General features: G+C 63.1%; 11 protein-coding genes. 4 read left to right on the top strand and 7 right to left on the bottom strand.

All coding sequences use genetic code 11. The features are described from left to right. Window positions 1–6: 6 nt before the first annotated feature. The 7 genes from DW732_RS04045 to DW732_RS04015 form a co-directional block, all read right to left on the bottom strand. Window positions 7–1755, bottom strand: coding sequence for a serine/threonine-protein kinase (locus DW732_RS04045; RefSeq protein ID WP_118098862.1), 1749 nt, complete (start codon window positions 1753–1755; stop codon window positions 7–9). A 3-nt stretch (window positions 1756–1758) separates the two neighbouring features. After that, window positions 1759–2646 carry a PP2C family serine/threonine-protein phosphatase gene (locus DW732_RS04040; RefSeq protein WP_118098861.1) on the bottom strand — a complete coding sequence of 296 codons (888 nt, stop codon included), beginning with the start codon at window positions 2644–2646 and terminating at the stop codon, window positions 1759–1761. A gap of 42 nt (window positions 2647–2688) precedes the next feature. Beyond that, window positions 2689–4125: an FHA domain-containing protein gene (locus DW732_RS10055; protein WP_147356358.1), complete on the bottom strand. Its 1437-nt coding sequence runs from the start codon at window positions 4123–4125 to the stop codon at window positions 2689–2691. A gap of 4 nt (window positions 4126–4129) precedes the next feature. Beyond that, on the bottom strand, window positions 4130–5131 hold the full coding sequence (locus DW732_RS04030) for an FHA domain-containing protein (protein ID WP_118098859.1): 1002 nt from the start codon (window positions 5129–5131) through the stop codon (window positions 4130–4132). 123 nt (window positions 5132–5254) lie between these two features. Further along, window positions 5255–6331 (bottom strand): hypothetical protein, encoded by a 1077-nt coding sequence (locus DW732_RS04025; protein WP_158567343.1) that lies wholly within the window; start codon window positions 6329–6331, stop codon window positions 5255–5257. A 196-nt stretch (window positions 6332–6527) separates the two neighbouring features. Then, window positions 6528–7391 (bottom strand): zinc ribbon domain-containing protein, encoded by an 864-nt coding sequence (locus DW732_RS04020; protein WP_118098857.1) that lies wholly within the window; start codon window positions 7389–7391, stop codon window positions 6528–6530. A 155-nt stretch (window positions 7392–7546) separates the two neighbouring features. Then, window positions 7547–8080: a zinc ribbon domain-containing protein gene (locus tag DW732_RS04015; protein WP_118098856.1), complete on the bottom strand. Its 534-nt coding sequence runs from the start codon at window positions 8078–8080 to the stop codon at window positions 7547–7549. A 226-nt stretch (window positions 8081–8306) separates the two neighbouring features. On the opposite strand from DW732_RS04015, the gene DW732_RS04010 reads away from it, so the two are divergent. The 4 genes from DW732_RS04010 to DW732_RS03995 all read left to right on the top strand — a co-directional run bounded on the left by DW732_RS04010 (window position 8307) and on the right by DW732_RS03995 (window position 17058). Next, the gene (locus DW732_RS04010) at window positions 8307–10919 is read left to right on the top strand and encodes a WG repeat-containing protein (protein WP_118098855.1); all 2613 of its coding nucleotides are present in this window, start codon (window positions 8307–8309) and stop codon (window positions 10917–10919) included. Between the two features lie 143 nt (window positions 10920–11062). After that, window positions 11063–12025, top strand: a complete 963-nt coding sequence (locus DW732_RS04005; RefSeq protein WP_118098854.1) for an FHA domain-containing protein — start codon at window positions 11063–11065, stop codon at window positions 12023–12025. 96 nt (window positions 12026–12121) lie between these two features. Further along, the gene (locus DW732_RS04000; RefSeq protein ID WP_118098853.1) at window positions 12122–14221 is read left to right on the top strand and encodes a DUF6273 domain-containing protein; all 2100 of its coding nucleotides are present in this window, start codon (window positions 12122–12124) and stop codon (window positions 14219–14221) included. A gap of 494 nt (window positions 14222–14715) precedes the next feature. Further along, window positions 14716–17058: a cation-translocating P-type ATPase gene (locus tag DW732_RS03995; RefSeq protein WP_118098852.1), complete on the top strand. Its 2343-nt coding sequence runs from the start codon at window positions 14716–14718 to the stop codon at window positions 17056–17058. The last annotated feature ends 78 nt before the right edge of the window (window positions 17059–17136 follow it).

The following is a 17136-nucleotide window of genomic DNA, read 5'->3' as shown; positions in this document are numbered from 1 at the left end:
CCCTCCTTAATCCTCGGCGACGACGGCGTTGGAATACACCGTGGTGATCTTGCGCTGGACCTCGTTCTCCAAGCGCTGGATGGTCTCGTCGCGACGCTGCTCGGCATCGTCATCCTTGGGCGAGACGGACTTAAGACCCGAATCGACCTTCTTGTAGAGCTTCTCGGCCTGCGACTTCTTAATACCGGCGGCCTTGAACTTATCCATGTAGGTCTCCATGGCGTTGGAGATCAGCGCGTAGCTGTCCAGGCGCACCGTCTCGTTGGACTCGCTGGCGATCTCGTCGGCCAGGTCCTCCAGGTTGCCCCAGTACTCCTTGTACATAGAGTCGGAGTCGTCGTCGGTCTTGACCGCGATGGCGATCTTGGTCGTGAACTGTGCAATGCCGTTGTAGATCTTGGCCTTGTCGCGGTTCTCGAACGACGGATCCTCCGCGGCGTTCTTAAAGTACTCGGCAGACGCCTTGATGCGCGTGGTGCGGTTGGCGTCCTCGTCGTCCTTGCTGCCACCATAGGAGTAGAAGTACCAGTACAGACGTCCCATCTCGTAAGACAGCTCCGAGAACCTGCTCGAATTCTCGAGCTCGGTCAGGTTCTGCTGGTACACGTCGTCGAGCTGTGCCTTCTCCTTGGTGGTGAAGGTGCCGTCGGCCTTGTAGGCATCGATGAGGCCCTCGTAGCCCTCGACGTCGCCCGGACGATAGCCAATGGCGGCGAGGTAGGCTTTCTCGGCCTTCTCGGGAGCCGACTGGGTCTGGTCGCGGCCGAGCTTCATCTGGTAGTCGAACTTCTCGGTGATCGTGGACTCGCGTAGCGCCATACTGCCGATGCCCACGGCCAGGCACACCACGCACGCGATGACACAGCCAAAGAAGGTCTTGACCTTGCGGGCCTGCTTATCGCGGAACTCGCGGGTGAGCTCCTTGTAGATTTCCAGGTCGGCAGCCAGCTCGTCGCAGTCCTGGTAGCGGCGGGCACGCTCGAGCTCGCAGCACTTGGGGATGATGACGTCGGCAAAGCCCTCGCCCACGTTCTCGTTTTTGGTGTGAACGTTGGGCAGCGGGAACTCGACCGGAGGCGCCTCGCCCACCAGCAGGTGCCACATGGTGGCGCCGATGCCGTAGATATCGGTACGGGCGTCGGTCTGGGCCTTGCCGTACTGCTCGGGCGCGGCGTAGCCCGTGGTACCAAAGGCGATGGTGTCCTTGCGGGCCTCGTCCTTGTACTCGCGCGCAACACCCAGGTCGATCAGCTTAATGTAGCCATCGGGGTGCAGCATGATGTTGGAGGGCTTCATGTCGCGATAGACGATGGGCGGGTCCTGACGGTGCAGGTAGCCCAGGGCGTCGCACACCTGCAGCATCCACTTTTGCACGTCCTCCTCGGACTGCGGGCCCTCGCGGCGCACCACGTCGGCCAGAGACGTACCCTCGACGTGGTCCATGATGACGTAGATGAAGTCCTCGGTCTTCTCGATATCGACGATGTCGACGATATTGGGGTGATCGAGCTTGGACAGCAGCTCGGCCTCGCTTGCCAGCGACTGCTCGATGGGACGGCCGGTGGGGTCGGTCGCGTTGCGGTCGACCTCTTTGACAGCCCACTGCTTGTTGGTGAGCTGCAGGTCGGCGGCCAGGTAGACACGGCTCATGCCGCCCTTGCCGATCACCGACAGAATCTTGTAGCGGCCCTTGATGACGTCGCCCACGCGCTTACGGCGCGCGTCGACCTCTCGCCTGCTTCTGGTAGACGGCATGGGCTATCGACCTCCCTGAGGCTGGACGCGCAGCACCAGCGCGGTAACGTTATCGGCCTCTTTGCGATCCATGACGAGCTGGGCCGTCTCGGCGATGCGCTGCGTGACGCAACCGGGCTCAAAGCCCTCGCGCTCCTCGCGGTCCAGGTCGGTGGCGGTGCAGGTGGCATAGGCGCCGCGACGACGCTCGGCGTCCCAGGCGTTGGCGTCCAGGGCGTCGGGGCCTAGGCGACGACGGAGCTCGGTGTCGGTGAGCACATGGCGGAAACCGTCGGAGCACAGCAGGTAGATCGCATCGCGATCGAGGTTGCCGTGAATCAGATCGGGCACGACCTCCTTGGTGGAACCCAGGCACTGCAGCAGCACGTTGCGGCGCGGGTGCGTGAGGGCTTCCTCGGGCGTGATGCGACCGGCCTCGACCTCGCGGCGCACAAAGGACTGGTCGACGGTAAGCTGATTGGTTGCCGACTCGGTGAGCTCGTAGGCACGCGTGTCACCCACGTGCACGATGGAATAGCGCCCGCCGATGGCGAGCATGGCGGTAAGCGTGGTGCCCAGGTTCATATGCTCGGCCATGCCGTAGCGGATCAGCGCCATGTTCATGTCCTGAACCAGGCCGCCCCACTGACCGTCGACGAAGTTCTCGAAACCGCCGACGGAGCTCTCCATGGCCTCCAGGGCCACGGGCAGCTTGTTGTCGAACCAATCGGACAGCATGTTGATGACCGCGGCAGAGGCGAGCTCGCCGCACTCAAGGCCACCCATACCATCGGCGACGGCGACCAGGGCGACATCGCCCACGGGAGTGGTGGCGACCTTGATCAGGTAGCTATCCTGGTTGGATTCGCGCGTTCGGCCGACATTGGAATAACCGGCCCCTTCGAAAAGCATCTGCGCTCCTTTCTCGAATATCTCAACGTGGGTCGCACGCCCTTAGGCGGGCTGAACCTCGAATGCAAAGTTCTCGTCACTCATGCGCACGGTGTCGCCGTCGACGAGTGCGACCGGGAAGCCCGGATCGATGCGCTCGTTGTTGACGAAGGTGCCGTTGCGCGAGTTGTCGTCCTCGATCGTGCAGGTGTCGGGACCGGTGACAAAGATCGCGTGGCTGCGCGAAACCGTCGTGGAACCCTTGACCATAAACGAGCTGTGCTTGGACTTGCCCACCACAAAGCGACGGCCGCGGACCTCAAAGCGCTCGCCGGTAGCGATGCGTGTGAGGAAGAAACGCAGATGGCGAACGGTCGCAGCGGTCGCAGGAGCCGGCTCGGGCTTGGAAGCGGGCTTAGGCGCCGGCGCCGGCTCGGACTTGGGCTCTGCCTTAGGTGCCGGCTTGGGCTCGGGCTTGGCGGCATGCGTATGAGAACCGTGGCGCTCGACCGTGTCCTTGGAGAACAGCGACTCGTAGCCCTCAGCGACCTTAAAGTCGATGGGATTGAGCACGCCGGTGCGATCCTGGCGGGACTGCGCAATGGGCGCGTCAGCCAGATCGTCCTCGTCCTCAGGCGCCGGCTCGGATTCGGGCTCCGGCTCCGGCTCAGGCTCCGGTTCCGGCTCAGGCTCAGGCTCAGGCTCAGGCTCCGGGGCAGGCTGCGACTCAGGCGCAGGCGCAGGCTCGGTCGTGGCAATCGGCTCGTCTTCCAAATCGGAAAGAACGACCGTACCCAGCACGGGGCCGGGGGCAGACACGTCCAGGCCCTCGCCATCATCGAGCACCGTCGTGCCGTGGTCATCGCCGCTTTCGAGCACCGTGGTGCCGTGGTCATCGCCATCGCCATCGTCGAGCACGGTGGTGCCGGCATCCATGAGCATCGCGCTCACGCTCACCTGCTTCAGATGGCGCGAGAATCCCAAGATGTCGAAGGGGCCGGACTTCTTAAAGAAAGAGCTCAGCGACGTCAGCGCGTTCTGGGCAATATCGTCGGCGGGCTTGACCGCGGCGGCGACCGACTCAAAGAAGACGCGGACACCATCCAGGTTGGGCTTGATACCGGTCATGGGCAAAAACACAAAGCGGCATCCGGTGCCGGCGGCGTCCATAACTACCTCGTCGGCGGCAAAGCGCAGGTTCATAAGCGGCATCTGGCCTGCAACCAGAGCATCAAGCGCGCTGGAGATGCTCTCGAGCAGCTCACAGGTCTCGGCACCGTCAAAGGGGCGCGCCAGACGCTGCTCCAAGGTCTCGCCGGCAATGCGATAGCGCATCTCGAGCACGCCATCGGGGTAGCGCATAAGCACGCCGGGCAGCAGGCAGGGCACGACGCCGCCGGTTACCACTTCATAGAGACGCTTGTCGAGCTGACGCTGGTCGGCGACCACGTAGCCGAGTGCCATAGAACCGTCACGCTGCTGAATAACTCGTTTTTCCATTTGGCTAACCAATCGTCAGAACATGCGCGTCGCGCGCGCAAAACCAATAGGTAATTCGACCGGCGAGCACAATGCGGTCGCCGAATTCGAGCGGAAAGGCCCGGGGGCCCTTCTCTCCCCCGCTGTCGAAAACACAAGAATAGGCATCGTCCTCACCGCGCAGGACGCGCGTGCCGTGAGTACTTCCGCCATCCTCCAAAAACCAGGTGCCGTCGAGCATGAACACGCGACAGTGCAGACGCGAGACCACCGGGTCGGCCTCGATTGCATCGCAGCTGCTAAAGCGCCCGATCGAAAAAGGCCGGTCGGCATCCACGCACCACACGCCCGAGATACACGGTTCGTCTCCGACCGTGGTGCGCACCAGGCAAGCGCCTTCGGGCACGCGTTCGCCGCACGCCGCCGGCGAGTCATCGGACTCCACAGGCGTACGAGAACAAAGCGTGCGGGCGAAGCGATCGTCCAGGCAGCCAAAGGCCATGGTGCGAAAGCAGGCAGCGAAGAGCTCGGCAAGCGGGGCACAATCGCAAGCGGCCTGTTGCTCGCCCCAGCGCACCACCTCGCGCGACTCGCAGGCCATGCGCATCGGATCGACCTCGCGGCCGGCGCGACGCTCGCTTTCCAGTCCGCGCAGCAACTCGGGCCACGAGGTGTGGAGCGCGTAGTCAAACAGCTCCGCATCGTCCAGCTTGGTCGTCTCGTGCAGCATCTCGATCAACGAAGTCGCGGCCTTGGAGAACGCCGAGCTGTCGTCGGCATAGCCCTGCTGCATATCGGCTGCATAGCGGCTCGAATGCATCAGGCGGGACAGCGCCGCGGCCGTACGCTTACGAACGACCGGGTTGCTGTGGTTGATATACCTGCCACGGGTGCCCACGAGCGCGTAGATGTGCTTGTGGTTGCAACCGCCGCACGTCAGGTTTCTGATGGTCTCGGCAAAACGGTAGAACGCACTGTCCCAGCCATGCTCGTGAACGCAATCGCAAACCTGAGAGGAGCTCGCCATGAGGCCCCCCCCCTTCCTAACTCCCCGGCACCCCAAACTTTAGGGGCCATCGCATTCCCGCGCTGTTGCGCAACACCTCGGGAACAGTCCAGTAACTCAACATCGCCGCCAGTGCGGGCGGCATTACAGCAACGTGACGGGCGTCACCACATCCATCACGTGCCGATCGCCAATAAAGTCGCCCTTAAGCTGCACGTGGCGGCGAGCCAGGTCGTCAAACGCTCGGGCCATCTGAGCCGCCTTTGGACGAGCACCGGGGTCGCTGGCCAGGCACGCCGCGATGGCGGCGCGCACGTCCGCCGGCAGGCCCTCGTCCACCGCAATGGCTTCGGCGCCCGTGTCCCGGCAAGCCCCGAGGAAATCCCGCCACGCGCTGCCGGAGCCACCGACGTCGGGTGCACCCGGCAGGTACGGCAGGCTGCCGCAGAGCGCCTCGTGGGCAAGGACGCCCAGCGAGAACACATCGGACGCAGGCAGGGCGTAGCGTGCCCCATCGGCCTCCCCCAGCAGCAGCTCGGGTGCCAGATAGCCCGGCGTTCCATGCGGGCGGGCGCGATACGCCCCCTCCTCGGCCAAAAACGAAAAGTCCAGATCGATGAGGGCGGCCCGGGGAATATCCCCCAAAAGGTCGGGCGCCAGATCAAAGGGGTCGCTCTCGAACACGATGTTGGAGGGCTTAAGGTCCTGATGGACAAACGTCCCACCAAAGGCGGCCTGTGCCTGGGCAAGTGCCTTAAAGCACGAGGACACGAGCAAAAGCGACTGCGCAAACGAGAGGGTGCGCACGCCCGTGGCGCAGGTGCGCACCACGTCGGCAAACGACACGCCCGGAACCATGACGGTCACCACGGCCAACACGGCGTCATCCCCGGGCAGGGCAACGAGCTCGTGGAAGAGCACACGCGCCAAGCCATGCGAGGAGGGCGTGAGGGTACCGCCGGCATCGGCCTGCGTGTCCGAGACACGACGGAAGAAGTCGCCCTGGCGACGCAGGTGATCGATGTCGCCGCGGATGAGCTTGAGCGAGCACGAGGTGCCACGTAGCCCGTCAGCCGTGCAGGAACCGACAAAGACCTGCGTGCCGCCCGCCGCGCTCGAGACGAGCTTGAGCCCGTCGACGCCGGCGAGCTTGGCAACCATATCGACCTTGGCGTCGATCGGGGCCACCGCGACGTTCTTCTTATCGGTCGTCTGATCCATCTTGGTAAGCACCTGCCTTTCTTTGCTACCAATACCATGAGGGCAAAAATCAAAAAGTTGTTGCGCAACATTGCCTCTCATCACAATTTTTTTGTTTTGCCTGCTGGGCGAGGGTAAAGACGAAAAAGAAAAGCGGCCGGGGATGTTGTCCTCGGCCGCCATGGGTCACGAATCGGTCGTGTTGAGCAACGGTTTTCTAGTGAGCCGACGGAACACTCTGCTCGCGCAGTACAAGGGTGAGCGCGGCGGCTGCGATGGCAAACAGCGCCGTAAAGATGGGGGTGGTCGCCGCAGAGCCAATAGCACTCATCATGTTGGCGTACAGCAGCTCAAAGGCCAGCACCGAGAGCACCATGAGACCACAACCAGCAGGAAGCACGACCTTGAGGCCATGGGTGAGGTAGAGCACGATACCGGCGATCGAGGCGAGCATGCCAAGGGCCCAAAAGGCGGTAACGGCCATCGAGATAAAGGAGACACCGCCGGAGGAAACCTTGCCGTAGTTGGGATTAGTGATGCTCACAGCACGACCGTGGCCCGAGTCGGAATAGTCATCGTAGTAGGAGCTGCTCAGCGAGCTGGCGAGGTCGGACGCCGAGTCGTACATGCTCTGGTAGGTAACGGCGACCTCGCCGGCCTTGCCCAGGCTCCAGACGTTGTAGCTCTCGTCAAAGCCCAGGCTCGACGAATAGTCGGTGTTCTGGCCGGCAAGTTGGCTTAGGAAATTGGCACCCTGGCTCGCGTAGCTCGATGCCTGCACCACCGTGGGCGAGATGCTAAACCACGGCATAAAGGAGAGAACGATCGCGACCACCGCAAGAGCGCAAGGGATGATGCGGGCGATGGACAGGGCCGGATGCACGGCAGAGGCGGGGGCAGCCGCATGCACGGCGGGCGCCGCAGAAAAGGCGGGGGCCGCCTGGGGCTGGGCGGCAGGTACGGGCTGAGCCGGGGCGGCCGCGTGCACAGGGGCATCGGTTGCCGCCTGGATCTGCTGGCCGCAAACAGGGCAGAAACGAGCGCCGTCGTCGATCTTGGCGCCACAACCGGGGCAGAACATATCGGGTACCTCCTTGGGGTCAAACAACAAGTCGTGCGGACCTTTGGGGCCCGCACGACCATATTCACCGCTGCTGTCGCAAAGTTGTTGCGCAACTTTCAACTTATTTTTGAGGCTTTGCCCCCGCCGTCTCCGTCGAAGACCAATCCTGCAGGTTAAACCAGCTTATGGCCACAATTCATGCAGAAGGCATGGCCTTCGGTCACGGGTGCGCCGCACGTGGGGCACACGGCCGCACCATCGGCAGGAGCAACCTGGGCATCGACCGGCACGGGAGCCGCCTGAGTCTGGCGTGCCAGCTCGGCCTGGATCTCGGCCATCGACTTACCGCAGCCCGAACAAAACATAGAGGACTGCTGCAGACGGTTGTGGCAAAACGGGCAATCGATGAATGCGGACGCATAGGCCGCCGCCTGCGCTTGGCGCTCGAGCTCGTCGATCTGGGCCTGAAGCTGCGCGCGCTCGTTGTCGATTGCGGCGATGCCGTCAAAAAGCTCCTCGCGGCCCTGACGAAGCTCGGCGTTATCCTTGGTCGCCTCGTACAGGCTGGCGCCCAGCTGGCCGGCAAGCTGCTGGCGGCGCTTAAGGGCGTCATTCATCTGGCTCTTGAGCCTGTTAACCTGCAGGGCGCGGTTGGCATCCGCAGCCGTACGATCGAGCGATGCCTGTATCTCATCAAGAAAACCCATGGTGGGTCCTTTCTCGTCTAGGTATAAGGGCGCGGTGGGCCCCTCTCAAATGCGCTCATCATCGCACAGCGGCAGCACATCTGCACGCAAAACGGTGTTTTTCAACAGCGCCGCAACCGCGAATGAGAGAAACTAGCCATATTATTGGACATTGCGCGCGAAAGCGGACGGCAATTGCGCCGTCGCCGTCCGCGCCTCATCACGACCGACACCCAAGGGGGCGAAGATGGACAATCAAGGACAGCAGGAGCTCATCGTACTCGACACGTTTGAGCCCGCGGTTGCCTTTGATCCCGCCAAGCGCGACGAATCGCGCCGCCGCTTCTCGATGTTCCTCGTCCAAAGCGAGGCCGGCCAGGGCGGCACGGGCGTAGTCCAGCGCGCCACCAACACCGCCGGCGAGATCTTTGCCATCAAGCGCCTGCATGCGAGCGACACCACGGACGAGCGCGTCGCCGCCGGCATGCGCGCCGTGCTGTTCGAGGAATATCGCAACCAGCTCACCGTCTCGCACCTTAAGGGCTTTCCATGCGTATACGGCTACGGCACCAGCAACGGCGAGCCGCTCATCGTTATGGAATGGGTCGAGGGCTCCACGCTCAAGCGCATCACTCCGCAGCTCCCCCACGAGGACGGCGGCGTGCGTGGCGATGCCGTGGCGGCCATCGGTGTTGCCGTGCTCTCCATTCTCAATAACGTACGGCACCTGGACACGGGCGTTGCCCACCGCGATATCTCGCCGCGCAACATCATGGTCGCCACGAGCGAGCGCTCGCTCCAAGACCAGTTCGCGAAGCTTGACTTCGATATCCGTTTAATCGACTTTGGCAGCTCCACGGCGCTCAACCCCATCGACCCCACGTTTACCGTGCGCGCCGATGTCTGGCGTGGCGGCACGCCCGAGTACGCGCCGCCCGAGATGCTCACCCACGATATCGTGGGCATCGAGACCAGGCGTCTGAGCCCCACCGTCGACATCTATGCGCTATCGAGCGTGCTCTACGAGCTGTATTGCGGCCATACCCCGTTTAACTTGCAGGCGCTGGGCACCGCATCGCCCTACCGCGTCAAAACCGAAACAGCCTTTGAGATACCGCAGGCCCGCACTGCCGCCGATGAGGCGCTCATCAACATTATCGTGGCGGGACTCGCCGTCGACCAGGAGCGGCGTCCCTCCGTCGAGCAGATGCTCGACCTGCTGCGTCGTTGGCAATCGAGCGAGCTGGGCGACTGGCCCACGCCCGAGCCGGTCTGGGGCAGCAGGGCCATGGACGCCCAGACAACCTATATCGGCCCGGGGACAAGCGTCGACGAGCCCGTGCCGGCCACGTTCGACACCGCGCAGCCGGTCATGTTTCCGCTGGACGATGACGTCGCCGCTCCGGTTGAGCCATTTGCAGCAGCATCCGATGGCGCCGCCGAAAGCGCCCCGCTCGACAACGGGCATCAGGACCGCGCGCCCTATCTGCCCGTACCGATTGTGCTCGAGGCACCCCGGGCGGCCTATGGCGCCGATGCCGCCGCGTCCATGCCCGCCGCCTCGGCAACGTCCGCAACGCCGGGCATGCACGCACCCGCGACGCCCGCGGCAGGCACCGCCGCACCCGTCGCACAAAACGCTATCTTCGGTGGCGCGGCGGCAGGCCCTTCTGCATCCACTGGCTCCGCTGTTTCCGTCGCCCCTGCCGGCCTTTCCTCGACAGCGTCCGCAGCCACCACGACGGCCGCCGCAGCAACGTCCGTCTCGCGCCGCGCTTTTCTCGCAGCGGGGGGCTTCGCCTTTACGGCACTTGTTGGTGGCGGCGCCTACCTGCTGTCGCGTAACCTACACAACGGCAATGACACCGCGGTTGCGGCAGACGCCAAAAGCGACGACAGCTCGTCCAAAAGCAAAAAAGACAGCGACTCCGACGCTTCGGACAGCTCCGACACCTCCGCGACGTCGTCCAACACCATCAGCGTGGAGATGCGCTATGCCGCCCAAAGCGACGGCAAGTGGGGACTGATCAACGACACTGGCGCCTGGAAGGCCAAGCCGACTTACAACGACATGCGGCTTTACGGCGCCGGGCTTGCCGCCGCGCTCGATTCTGCCACCGGCATGTGGGGCTACATCGACCAGGACGGACAGTGGGCCATCGAGCCACAGTTCTCGGACACCCGACCCTTCAACGACTACGGTGCCGTCGCCCAAGATGCGCAGACCAGCTTTTGGGGCGTGCTCAACCGTCAGGGCAAGTGGATCGTCGATGCCAAGCACTACGCCATGGGCGATATGGTACTGGGCAACTTTGTCCCCTACCGTTCGAGCAACGAAGAGGACAGCTGGGGCTATATCTACATCAAGACCGGCAAGCGCAACGACGTGCCGCCGACTTTTAGGGGCCTGGGGGGCTGGGACTCGGCAAACGGCCTGGGACCCGCGACACAGGACGGCACCACCTGGGGCTACATCAACGGCTACGGTCAGTGGAAGATTGAGCCGCAGTTTAAATCCGCCCGTCGGTTTGCCAGCAACCGCGCCGCCGTGCAGTTCGACGACGGCTCGTGGGGCTATATCCTGCCCGACGGCACACGCGCATTTTCCGCCACCTTTGCCGAGGCACGCGAGTTTGCCAACGGCTGGGCACCCGTCAAGGACCAGGCGACTGGTCTTTGGGGTTGTTCGACGGTGAGCGGCGCTTGGCAGGTCGAGCCCAAGTTCCGTGCCATGGGCGACATCTTCTATACCTCGTCCGACGTCTTTTTGCCTGTACAGGACAACGACAGCGGCAAATGGGGCGTGCTCGACGATGCCGGCGACTGGCGCGTTATGCCCAAATTCGATGCGATTATCTAGCGCCTGCGCCAAGCCCGTTTATAACAATGTAAAGACGGCGTTAACGTGCATGTTTTAGTCCGCCCAATCGGATATAGTAGATTGGACTATCCACTTACATACAAATTTGACCCGTGTGCTACAACCGCAAGGGGGGGGGACCAATGGATCGAGAGACACCGCGCTCCGTCATGTTCGACGATCTGCGCAAGTTCGGCGGGATCACCAATCGCGATACCGCTTGGATGCTGCTGCGCTCCACCCCCATGGCCGGTGGCAAAGCACCGCGCGACCGCGTGGACGAGCGAACGTTCCTATCGCGCGAGGTTGTTCACGCCCCCGTCGAGCGCCCACGCCCCGAGTTGTTTGCCGATATCACCCAGACGGCCCAAAACATCACCGCTCGCCTTATCGCCAACCTCGGCGGCAGCGAAATGGCTCGCGCCATGGTGGCAGAGCATTACAGCGGCGACGCCGCCGAGGCCATGCGTGAGTCTCTGAGCGCCTATGGGCTCGATGACCGTATCTACCGCAACGCCTGCGACCGTATCGCCGCGCCCGGCACCACGGCCGCCGATTGTGCACTACCGCTGGTCACGCTGTTTGTGGCGTGCGGTTGCCTGTGCGACCCGCAAGCCGCCGTGCAGGTGACCGAGACGCTCATCACCGACAAGATGGGCGGGCACTTCTCCACCACCGAGCTCAGCGTAGGCGAGGGCTTTACCGCCGCCGTCGAGCCCGAGGTCAAGCATGCCGAGCGCCTGGGGCTTATCCGCATTGTGGGTAACGCCGCCAAGCCTCCGCTGTACCCGCTCAACGAGGGCGAAGGCGGCACCGTAATCGGTTCGCTCGCCACGGGCACCGGTGCCATCACCGATGTCGACCGCGATGTCTCGCGCCGCCACGCACGCGTCTTTGCCAAGGACGGCTACTGGTACGTGCAGGGCCTGGGCTCTACCAACGGCACCGTACTCATCTCGGGCGCGAATATGTCCCAGCACGTGGTCGAGCCGCCGCGCCACACACGCAGACCCGGCGTCGAATACCCGCCCGTTCCCCTGTGGCACAGCGACACTATTTGCTTAGGTGCCACGACCCGTTTTTTGGTTATGAAACTCGCAATTTAGCATTGTGCCCGGCGCCGTACGTGGCGTACCGGGTACAACGTCTATTTGGTAAGAAGCGGCGCGATCGCGCCCGCGACACCACAAGGTAAGGTCACCATGGCAGATACCACTCCGCAGTCCGATTCGATGACGGTCCTCTTTCAGCTCGAGTCGTTCGACACCGCCGCCCCCGTCAATCCCGCCGACGAGGAGCTCGCCAAACGCCGCTTTATGACACTCATGGTCACGGCCGACCGTTCCTCGAACGGCAACACGGGCCTCGTGCTGCAGGCGCATAACACCTCAAACGAGCGATTCGCCGTCAAAGTGCTCGCGGACAACACGCTCATGCGTGCGCTGGGAACCAATACCCCGTCGCGTACGGCAGACGAATCTGCCATGCATCTGGCAAACTCCGCCGCGCTTTTTGAGGAGTACCGAAACCTCTGCCGTGTGTCACACTTGCGTGGTTTTCCCCACGTCTACGGCTATGGCACGTGCCGGGGCGAACCGCTTATCCTTATGGAGTGGATCGAGGGTACGTCGCTCGACAAAGTGGCCAGTATGTTGCCGCACGACGGCGAGGGCGTGACTTGTGCCGCCACCGCATCGGTAGGCTGCGCTGTCCTGGGCACGCTGCTGTCGACCCAAAACCTCGAGACGCCACTTGTACACCGCGACCTGTCGCCCGCGAACATCATGTTCCGCACCAACGAGCTTGGCATCGACGAACAGGTGCAGACAATGACGTTTAGGCCGTGCCTGGTCGACATGGGTTCCTCGGTTCCGGCCCTGGGCAGCGACACGCTCACGCAGCGCGCCGACATTTGGCGCTACGCCACGCCGGCATATGCCGCGCCCGAGATGCTCACCCGCGATATTCCCAATATCACCGTGCTGCGTCGCTCGCCCGCCGTCGACGTGTACGCCATCGCGAGCATCCTCTACGAGCTGTACAGCGGGCACACTCCCTTTAGGGCCGCCAGGCACCAGGCGCAAGAGGTCTGCTCGTACTACCTGCTCAAGACGCAAAACGAGCCGGAGCCACTCGTAGCCCACAAGGGTGACGACCAGGCTTTTGCCGACCTTATCATGTCGTGTCTCGTGACCGACCAAGCATCGCGCCCCACCGAACGCGAGCTCTACGAGGGTTTGCTGGCATTCGCTCCCGACCTGGGCGAATCGGCCGTAAGCACGCCGGGACTCTCCAACCAGCCCATCAATATCGATGCTGGCGCGCACCTTAAGGTCGATGTCGCCGGCGACCGTGCCCGAGCGCTTTTGGAGCAGGCTCAACGCGACACCATGACCCGCCGGCGCTTTATCATCGGCGGCGTTGCCGCTGCCGTCGCGGGGCTCGGCGTTATCGGGGCAGCAACCCATGGCTTCGGCATCCCCGACTACCTGGACGGCATCCGCGGTACGCTTGACGACTACACCTGGGATCAGCTGCAGGAGATTTCGCTCAAGATTAAGGCAGCGGAGTCCCGTAGCGAGGCACGCGAGATTGCCAAGCGCTATCATCTGCTCGACGACGACGGCCATATTCCCTACCCGAGTGCCAAGCGCGTTACGCTCACCAACGGGCTGGAGGTCGGGGCGCAACTCGTGGGCATTCTTCACGACGACCTGGCGGATACCAACGGCAAGGCCGGTCTGTCATTCATCTTTGACGCAGGTATTGCCGAGCGCGATGCCGCAACGCAGGCATTGAACGCCGGCTGGGCAGATTGCGAACTGCGAGAATGGCTCGACAGCGACGGCCTCAAGCTGCTGCCAAGCGAGCTGCGCGCACTTATTAAAGAGGTTAAGAAGATCTCGAACAACGTCGGCGCCACCAAAAGCACTTCGTGCCTGAGCGAGCTGCCCGCGACCCTTTGGCTGCCCGCCATGGTCGAGCTCTGCGGCAATCAGCCACCCGAGTCATTTACCGAGGACTTTCACTACCTGGCAGATATCTACAACGGCGAGGGCAAGGAATACCAACTCTTCCGCGAGCTCAAGGTAAGTCCGTATACCACGAACGAGACGATGGTCCGCCAGTGGAAGGGCAAGGACACCTGTTGGTGGGAGCGCACGGTGAGCCCCGACACATCGGAGAGCGAAGGCACACTCTATATGAACCGCGTGGGGCACGACGGCGACGTCTTTACGTACGCAACGCCTGCGGAAAAGCCAAACAAGCGAACCTGCGTGATTCCCGGATTCTGTATCTAGGGAGCGGGCGTCTTGCCGTGACGGGACCCCTCCCCGGCAATTGTCTCGATCTATAACATTAGCTCGGCAGATACAGGTCTAGATGTTACAGAACGAGACAAACCCCAGCCCCGCGAGACAACATCTCAATCTGTAACAGTAAGGGGTCAAAAACCTCTCTTGATGTTACAGATCAAGACATTTGAGTTGACCGCGGGCGATCTGTCTCGATCTGTAACATCTATCAGGAAAAACGGTCCTTAGGTGTTACAGATTGAGACGTTAAGTTGTGGCTCGATGCAATGTCTCGATCTGTAACAGTTACTCGACAAAAACGGGTCTAGTTGTTACAGATTGAGACATTAGACCGGCTACGGTCCGCCGACCTGGCTATCACCTCGACCAATAATCAGAATGTCATACATTTCAATCTCCACTGGACACCCCCAGGGGGTATGGGTGTATAGTATCAGCTGGTTAACATTTCCGACGCTACGTCACAGAAAGGAGAAGCCATGGCTCAAGATAAGTTCGATGTGGGCGGCATGACCTGCGCCGCCTGCCAGGCGCATGTGGACCGCGCCGTAAGCAAGCTCGGCGGCGTCCAGAGCGTCGCGGTCAATCTGCTCGCCGGCTCCATGTTGGTCGACTACGACCCCGCACAGGTCTCCCCCGACGATATCTGCACCGCTGTCGATCGCGCAGGGTACTCTGCCTCGCCCATCGATGCGGGCACCGGTGCCGTCGGCTTAAACGGCAGCGCGCAAGCCCGATCCGGCGCCACCCATATGGAGCCGCCCACCAAAAAGCTGGAGGCCGCCGCCTCCGCCATGCGCACCCGCCTCATCGCCTCGATCGTCTTCCTCATCCCATTGTTCTATATAGGCATGGGGCATATGCTCGGCTGGCCGCTGCCTGGCGTCTTCACCGACCACACCCACAGCATGACGCTCGCGCTCACCGAGCTCGTCCTGCTCATCCCCATCGTCTACGTCAACGACGCATACTTTATCAACGGGTTTAAATCGCTCGCGCACGGCGCACCAACCATGGATGCCCTTATCGCCGTTGGCGCCACCGCGTCCATCGCCTGGTCGCTCTACGCCATGTTCATCATGGCCGACCAGCTGGCCGCGGGTCAGGTCCACGAGGCCATGATGACGGGCATGGACAACCTGTATTTTGAGAGTGCGGGCACGATCCTGTCGCTCGTCACCGTGGGCAAATACCTCGAGGCACGCAGCAAATCCAAAACCGGCGGCGCCATCGAGGCGCTCATCGACTTGGCTCCCAAGACCGCGACCGTCGTTGCCGATGACGGCACCGAAACCACCGTCGACGTCGACAGCATCCTTCCCGGCCAGGTCCTGCGCGTGCGCCCCGGCGAGTCCATCCCCGTCGACGGCGTGGTGCTCGAGGGCAGCTCGGCCGTGGACGAGAGCGCGCTCACCGGCGAGTCCATCCCCGTGGAGAAGACCGCCGGCGACACCGTCAACGCCGCCACCGTCAACCGCACGGGCTCGTTTACCTTCCGCGCCACGCGTGTGGGCGCCGACACGTCGCTCGCCAAAATCATCAAGCTCGTTGAGGACGCCAACGCCACCAAGGCGCCCATCGCCCGTATGGCCGATAAGGTCGCCGGCGTGTTCGTGCCCGTGGTGTTTGTGATCTCGGCCGCGACCTTTGCGGCGTGGATGGCACTGACCGGCAGCGTGAACGAAGCGCTCACCTCCGCCGTGGCCGTGCTGGTGATCAGCTGTCCGTGTGCACTGGGCCTGGCCACGCCTGTCGCCATTATGGTGGGCACCGGCAAGGGCGCCGAGATGGGCATTCTGTTCAAGAGCGCCGAGGCGCTGGAGAACCTGCGCAGCGTGGGCACCGTGGCGCTCGATAAGACGGGCACGGTCACCCGCGGCAAGCCTGCCGTGACCGATATCGTGGTAGCCACGCGCGCTGACGGGTCACCCGCGGCGAGTGAGAAGGCGCTGCTGAAGCTTGCCGCTGCGCTGGAACGCCAGAGCGAGCACCCGCTGGCAGAGTCGATTATGGCCGAGTGCGAGACACGCGGCATTGTCGCTCGCGCGGTTGAGGACTTTACCGCTGCGCCCGGTCGCGGCGTTACGGCACGCGAGGGGCAAAACGCCATCGCCGCCGGCAACGCGCGCCTGATGGACGAGCTGGGCGTGGAGGTGCCCGCCGACCTTGCCGAGCAGTTCGCCGCCGAGGGCAAAACGCCGTTGTTCTTTGCCAAAAACGGCGAGCTTGTCGGTACCATTGCCGTGGCGGACGAGGTCAAGGAGACAAGCGCCGGGGCCATCTCCGCACTGCGCTCGCTTGGCGTCGACGTGCGCATGCTCACCGGCGACAACCGCGTGACGGCCGAGGCCATCGCCCGCCGCGTGGGGCTGAGCAGCGAACAGGTCATCGCCGACGTCCTTCCCGCCGACAAGGAGCGCCATGTGCGCGAGTTGCAGGACGCAGGCAGCATGGTGGCCATGGTGGGCGACGGCATCAACGACTCCCCCGCCCTGGCGCGCGCCGACGTGGGCCTTGCCATCGGCACCGGTGCCGACATCGCCAAGGAAGGCGCCGACGTGGTGCTCATGCGCAGCGACCTTATGGATGTTGCGCGTGCCATCGAGCTTTCGCGCGCCACGATCCGCAACATCAAACAGGACCTGTTCTGGGCACTGTTCTACAACGGCATCGGCATTCCGCTGGCGGCGGGCGTGTTCTTCCCGCTCACCGGGTGGCAGCTCTCGCCGATGTTTGGCGCCGCGGCCATGAGCCTGTCGAGCGTATGTGTCGTAAGCAACGCGCTGCGCCTGAAATCCATTAAGCCCAAAGTGGCAAAATAGGATCACTATTACGTCCATTTAGAACGGGTTTTCCGGGTGCCCGAGATTGACCTGAAAGAGGAGCGTCGCGTACTTTGG

It is taken from the genome of Collinsella sp. AM28-11LB, assembly GCF_003469895.1.
In the GTDB taxonomy this organism is placed as follows: Bacteria; Actinomycetota; Coriobacteriia; order Coriobacteriales; family Coriobacteriaceae; genus Collinsella.
This window is presented reverse-complemented; position numbering and strand designations above follow the sequence as displayed.

Coding starts and splice junctions, on each gene's coding strand:
- DW732_RS04045 (WP_118098862.1), bottom strand. CDS start 1,755: ATGCCGTCTACCAGAAGCAGGCGAGAGGTCGACGCGCGCCGTAAGCGC.
- DW732_RS04000 (WP_118098853.1), top strand. CDS start 12,122: ATGGCAGATACCACTCCGCAGTCCGATTCGATGACGGTCCTCTTTCAG.
- DW732_RS03995 (WP_118098852.1), top strand. CDS start 14,716: ATGGCTCAAGATAAGTTCGATGTGGGCGGCATGACCTGCGCCGCCTGC.
- DW732_RS04025 (WP_158567343.1), bottom strand. CDS start 6,331: ATGGATCAGACGACCGATAAGAAGAACGTCGCGGTGGCCCCGATCGAC.
- DW732_RS04030 (WP_118098859.1), bottom strand. CDS start 5,131: ATGGCGAGCTCCTCTCAGGTTTGCGATTGCGTTCACGAGCATGGCTGG.
- DW732_RS10055 (WP_147356358.1), bottom strand. CDS start 4,125: ATGGAAAAACGAGTTATTCAGCAGCGTGACGGTTCTATGGCACTCGGC.
- DW732_RS04040 (WP_118098861.1), bottom strand. CDS start 2,646: ATGCTTTTCGAAGGGGCCGGTTATTCCAATGTCGGCCGAACGCGCGAA.
- DW732_RS04010 (WP_118098855.1), top strand. CDS start 8,307: ATGGACAATCAAGGACAGCAGGAGCTCATCGTACTCGACACGTTTGAG.
- DW732_RS04015 (WP_118098856.1), bottom strand. CDS start 8,080: ATGGGTTTTCTTGATGAGATACAGGCATCGCTCGATCGTACGGCTGCG.
- DW732_RS04005 (WP_118098854.1), top strand. CDS start 11,063: ATGGATCGAGAGACACCGCGCTCCGTCATGTTCGACGATCTGCGCAAG.
- DW732_RS04020 (WP_118098857.1), bottom strand. CDS start 7,391: ATGTTCTGCCCCGGTTGTGGCGCCAAGATCGACGACGGCGCTCGTTTC.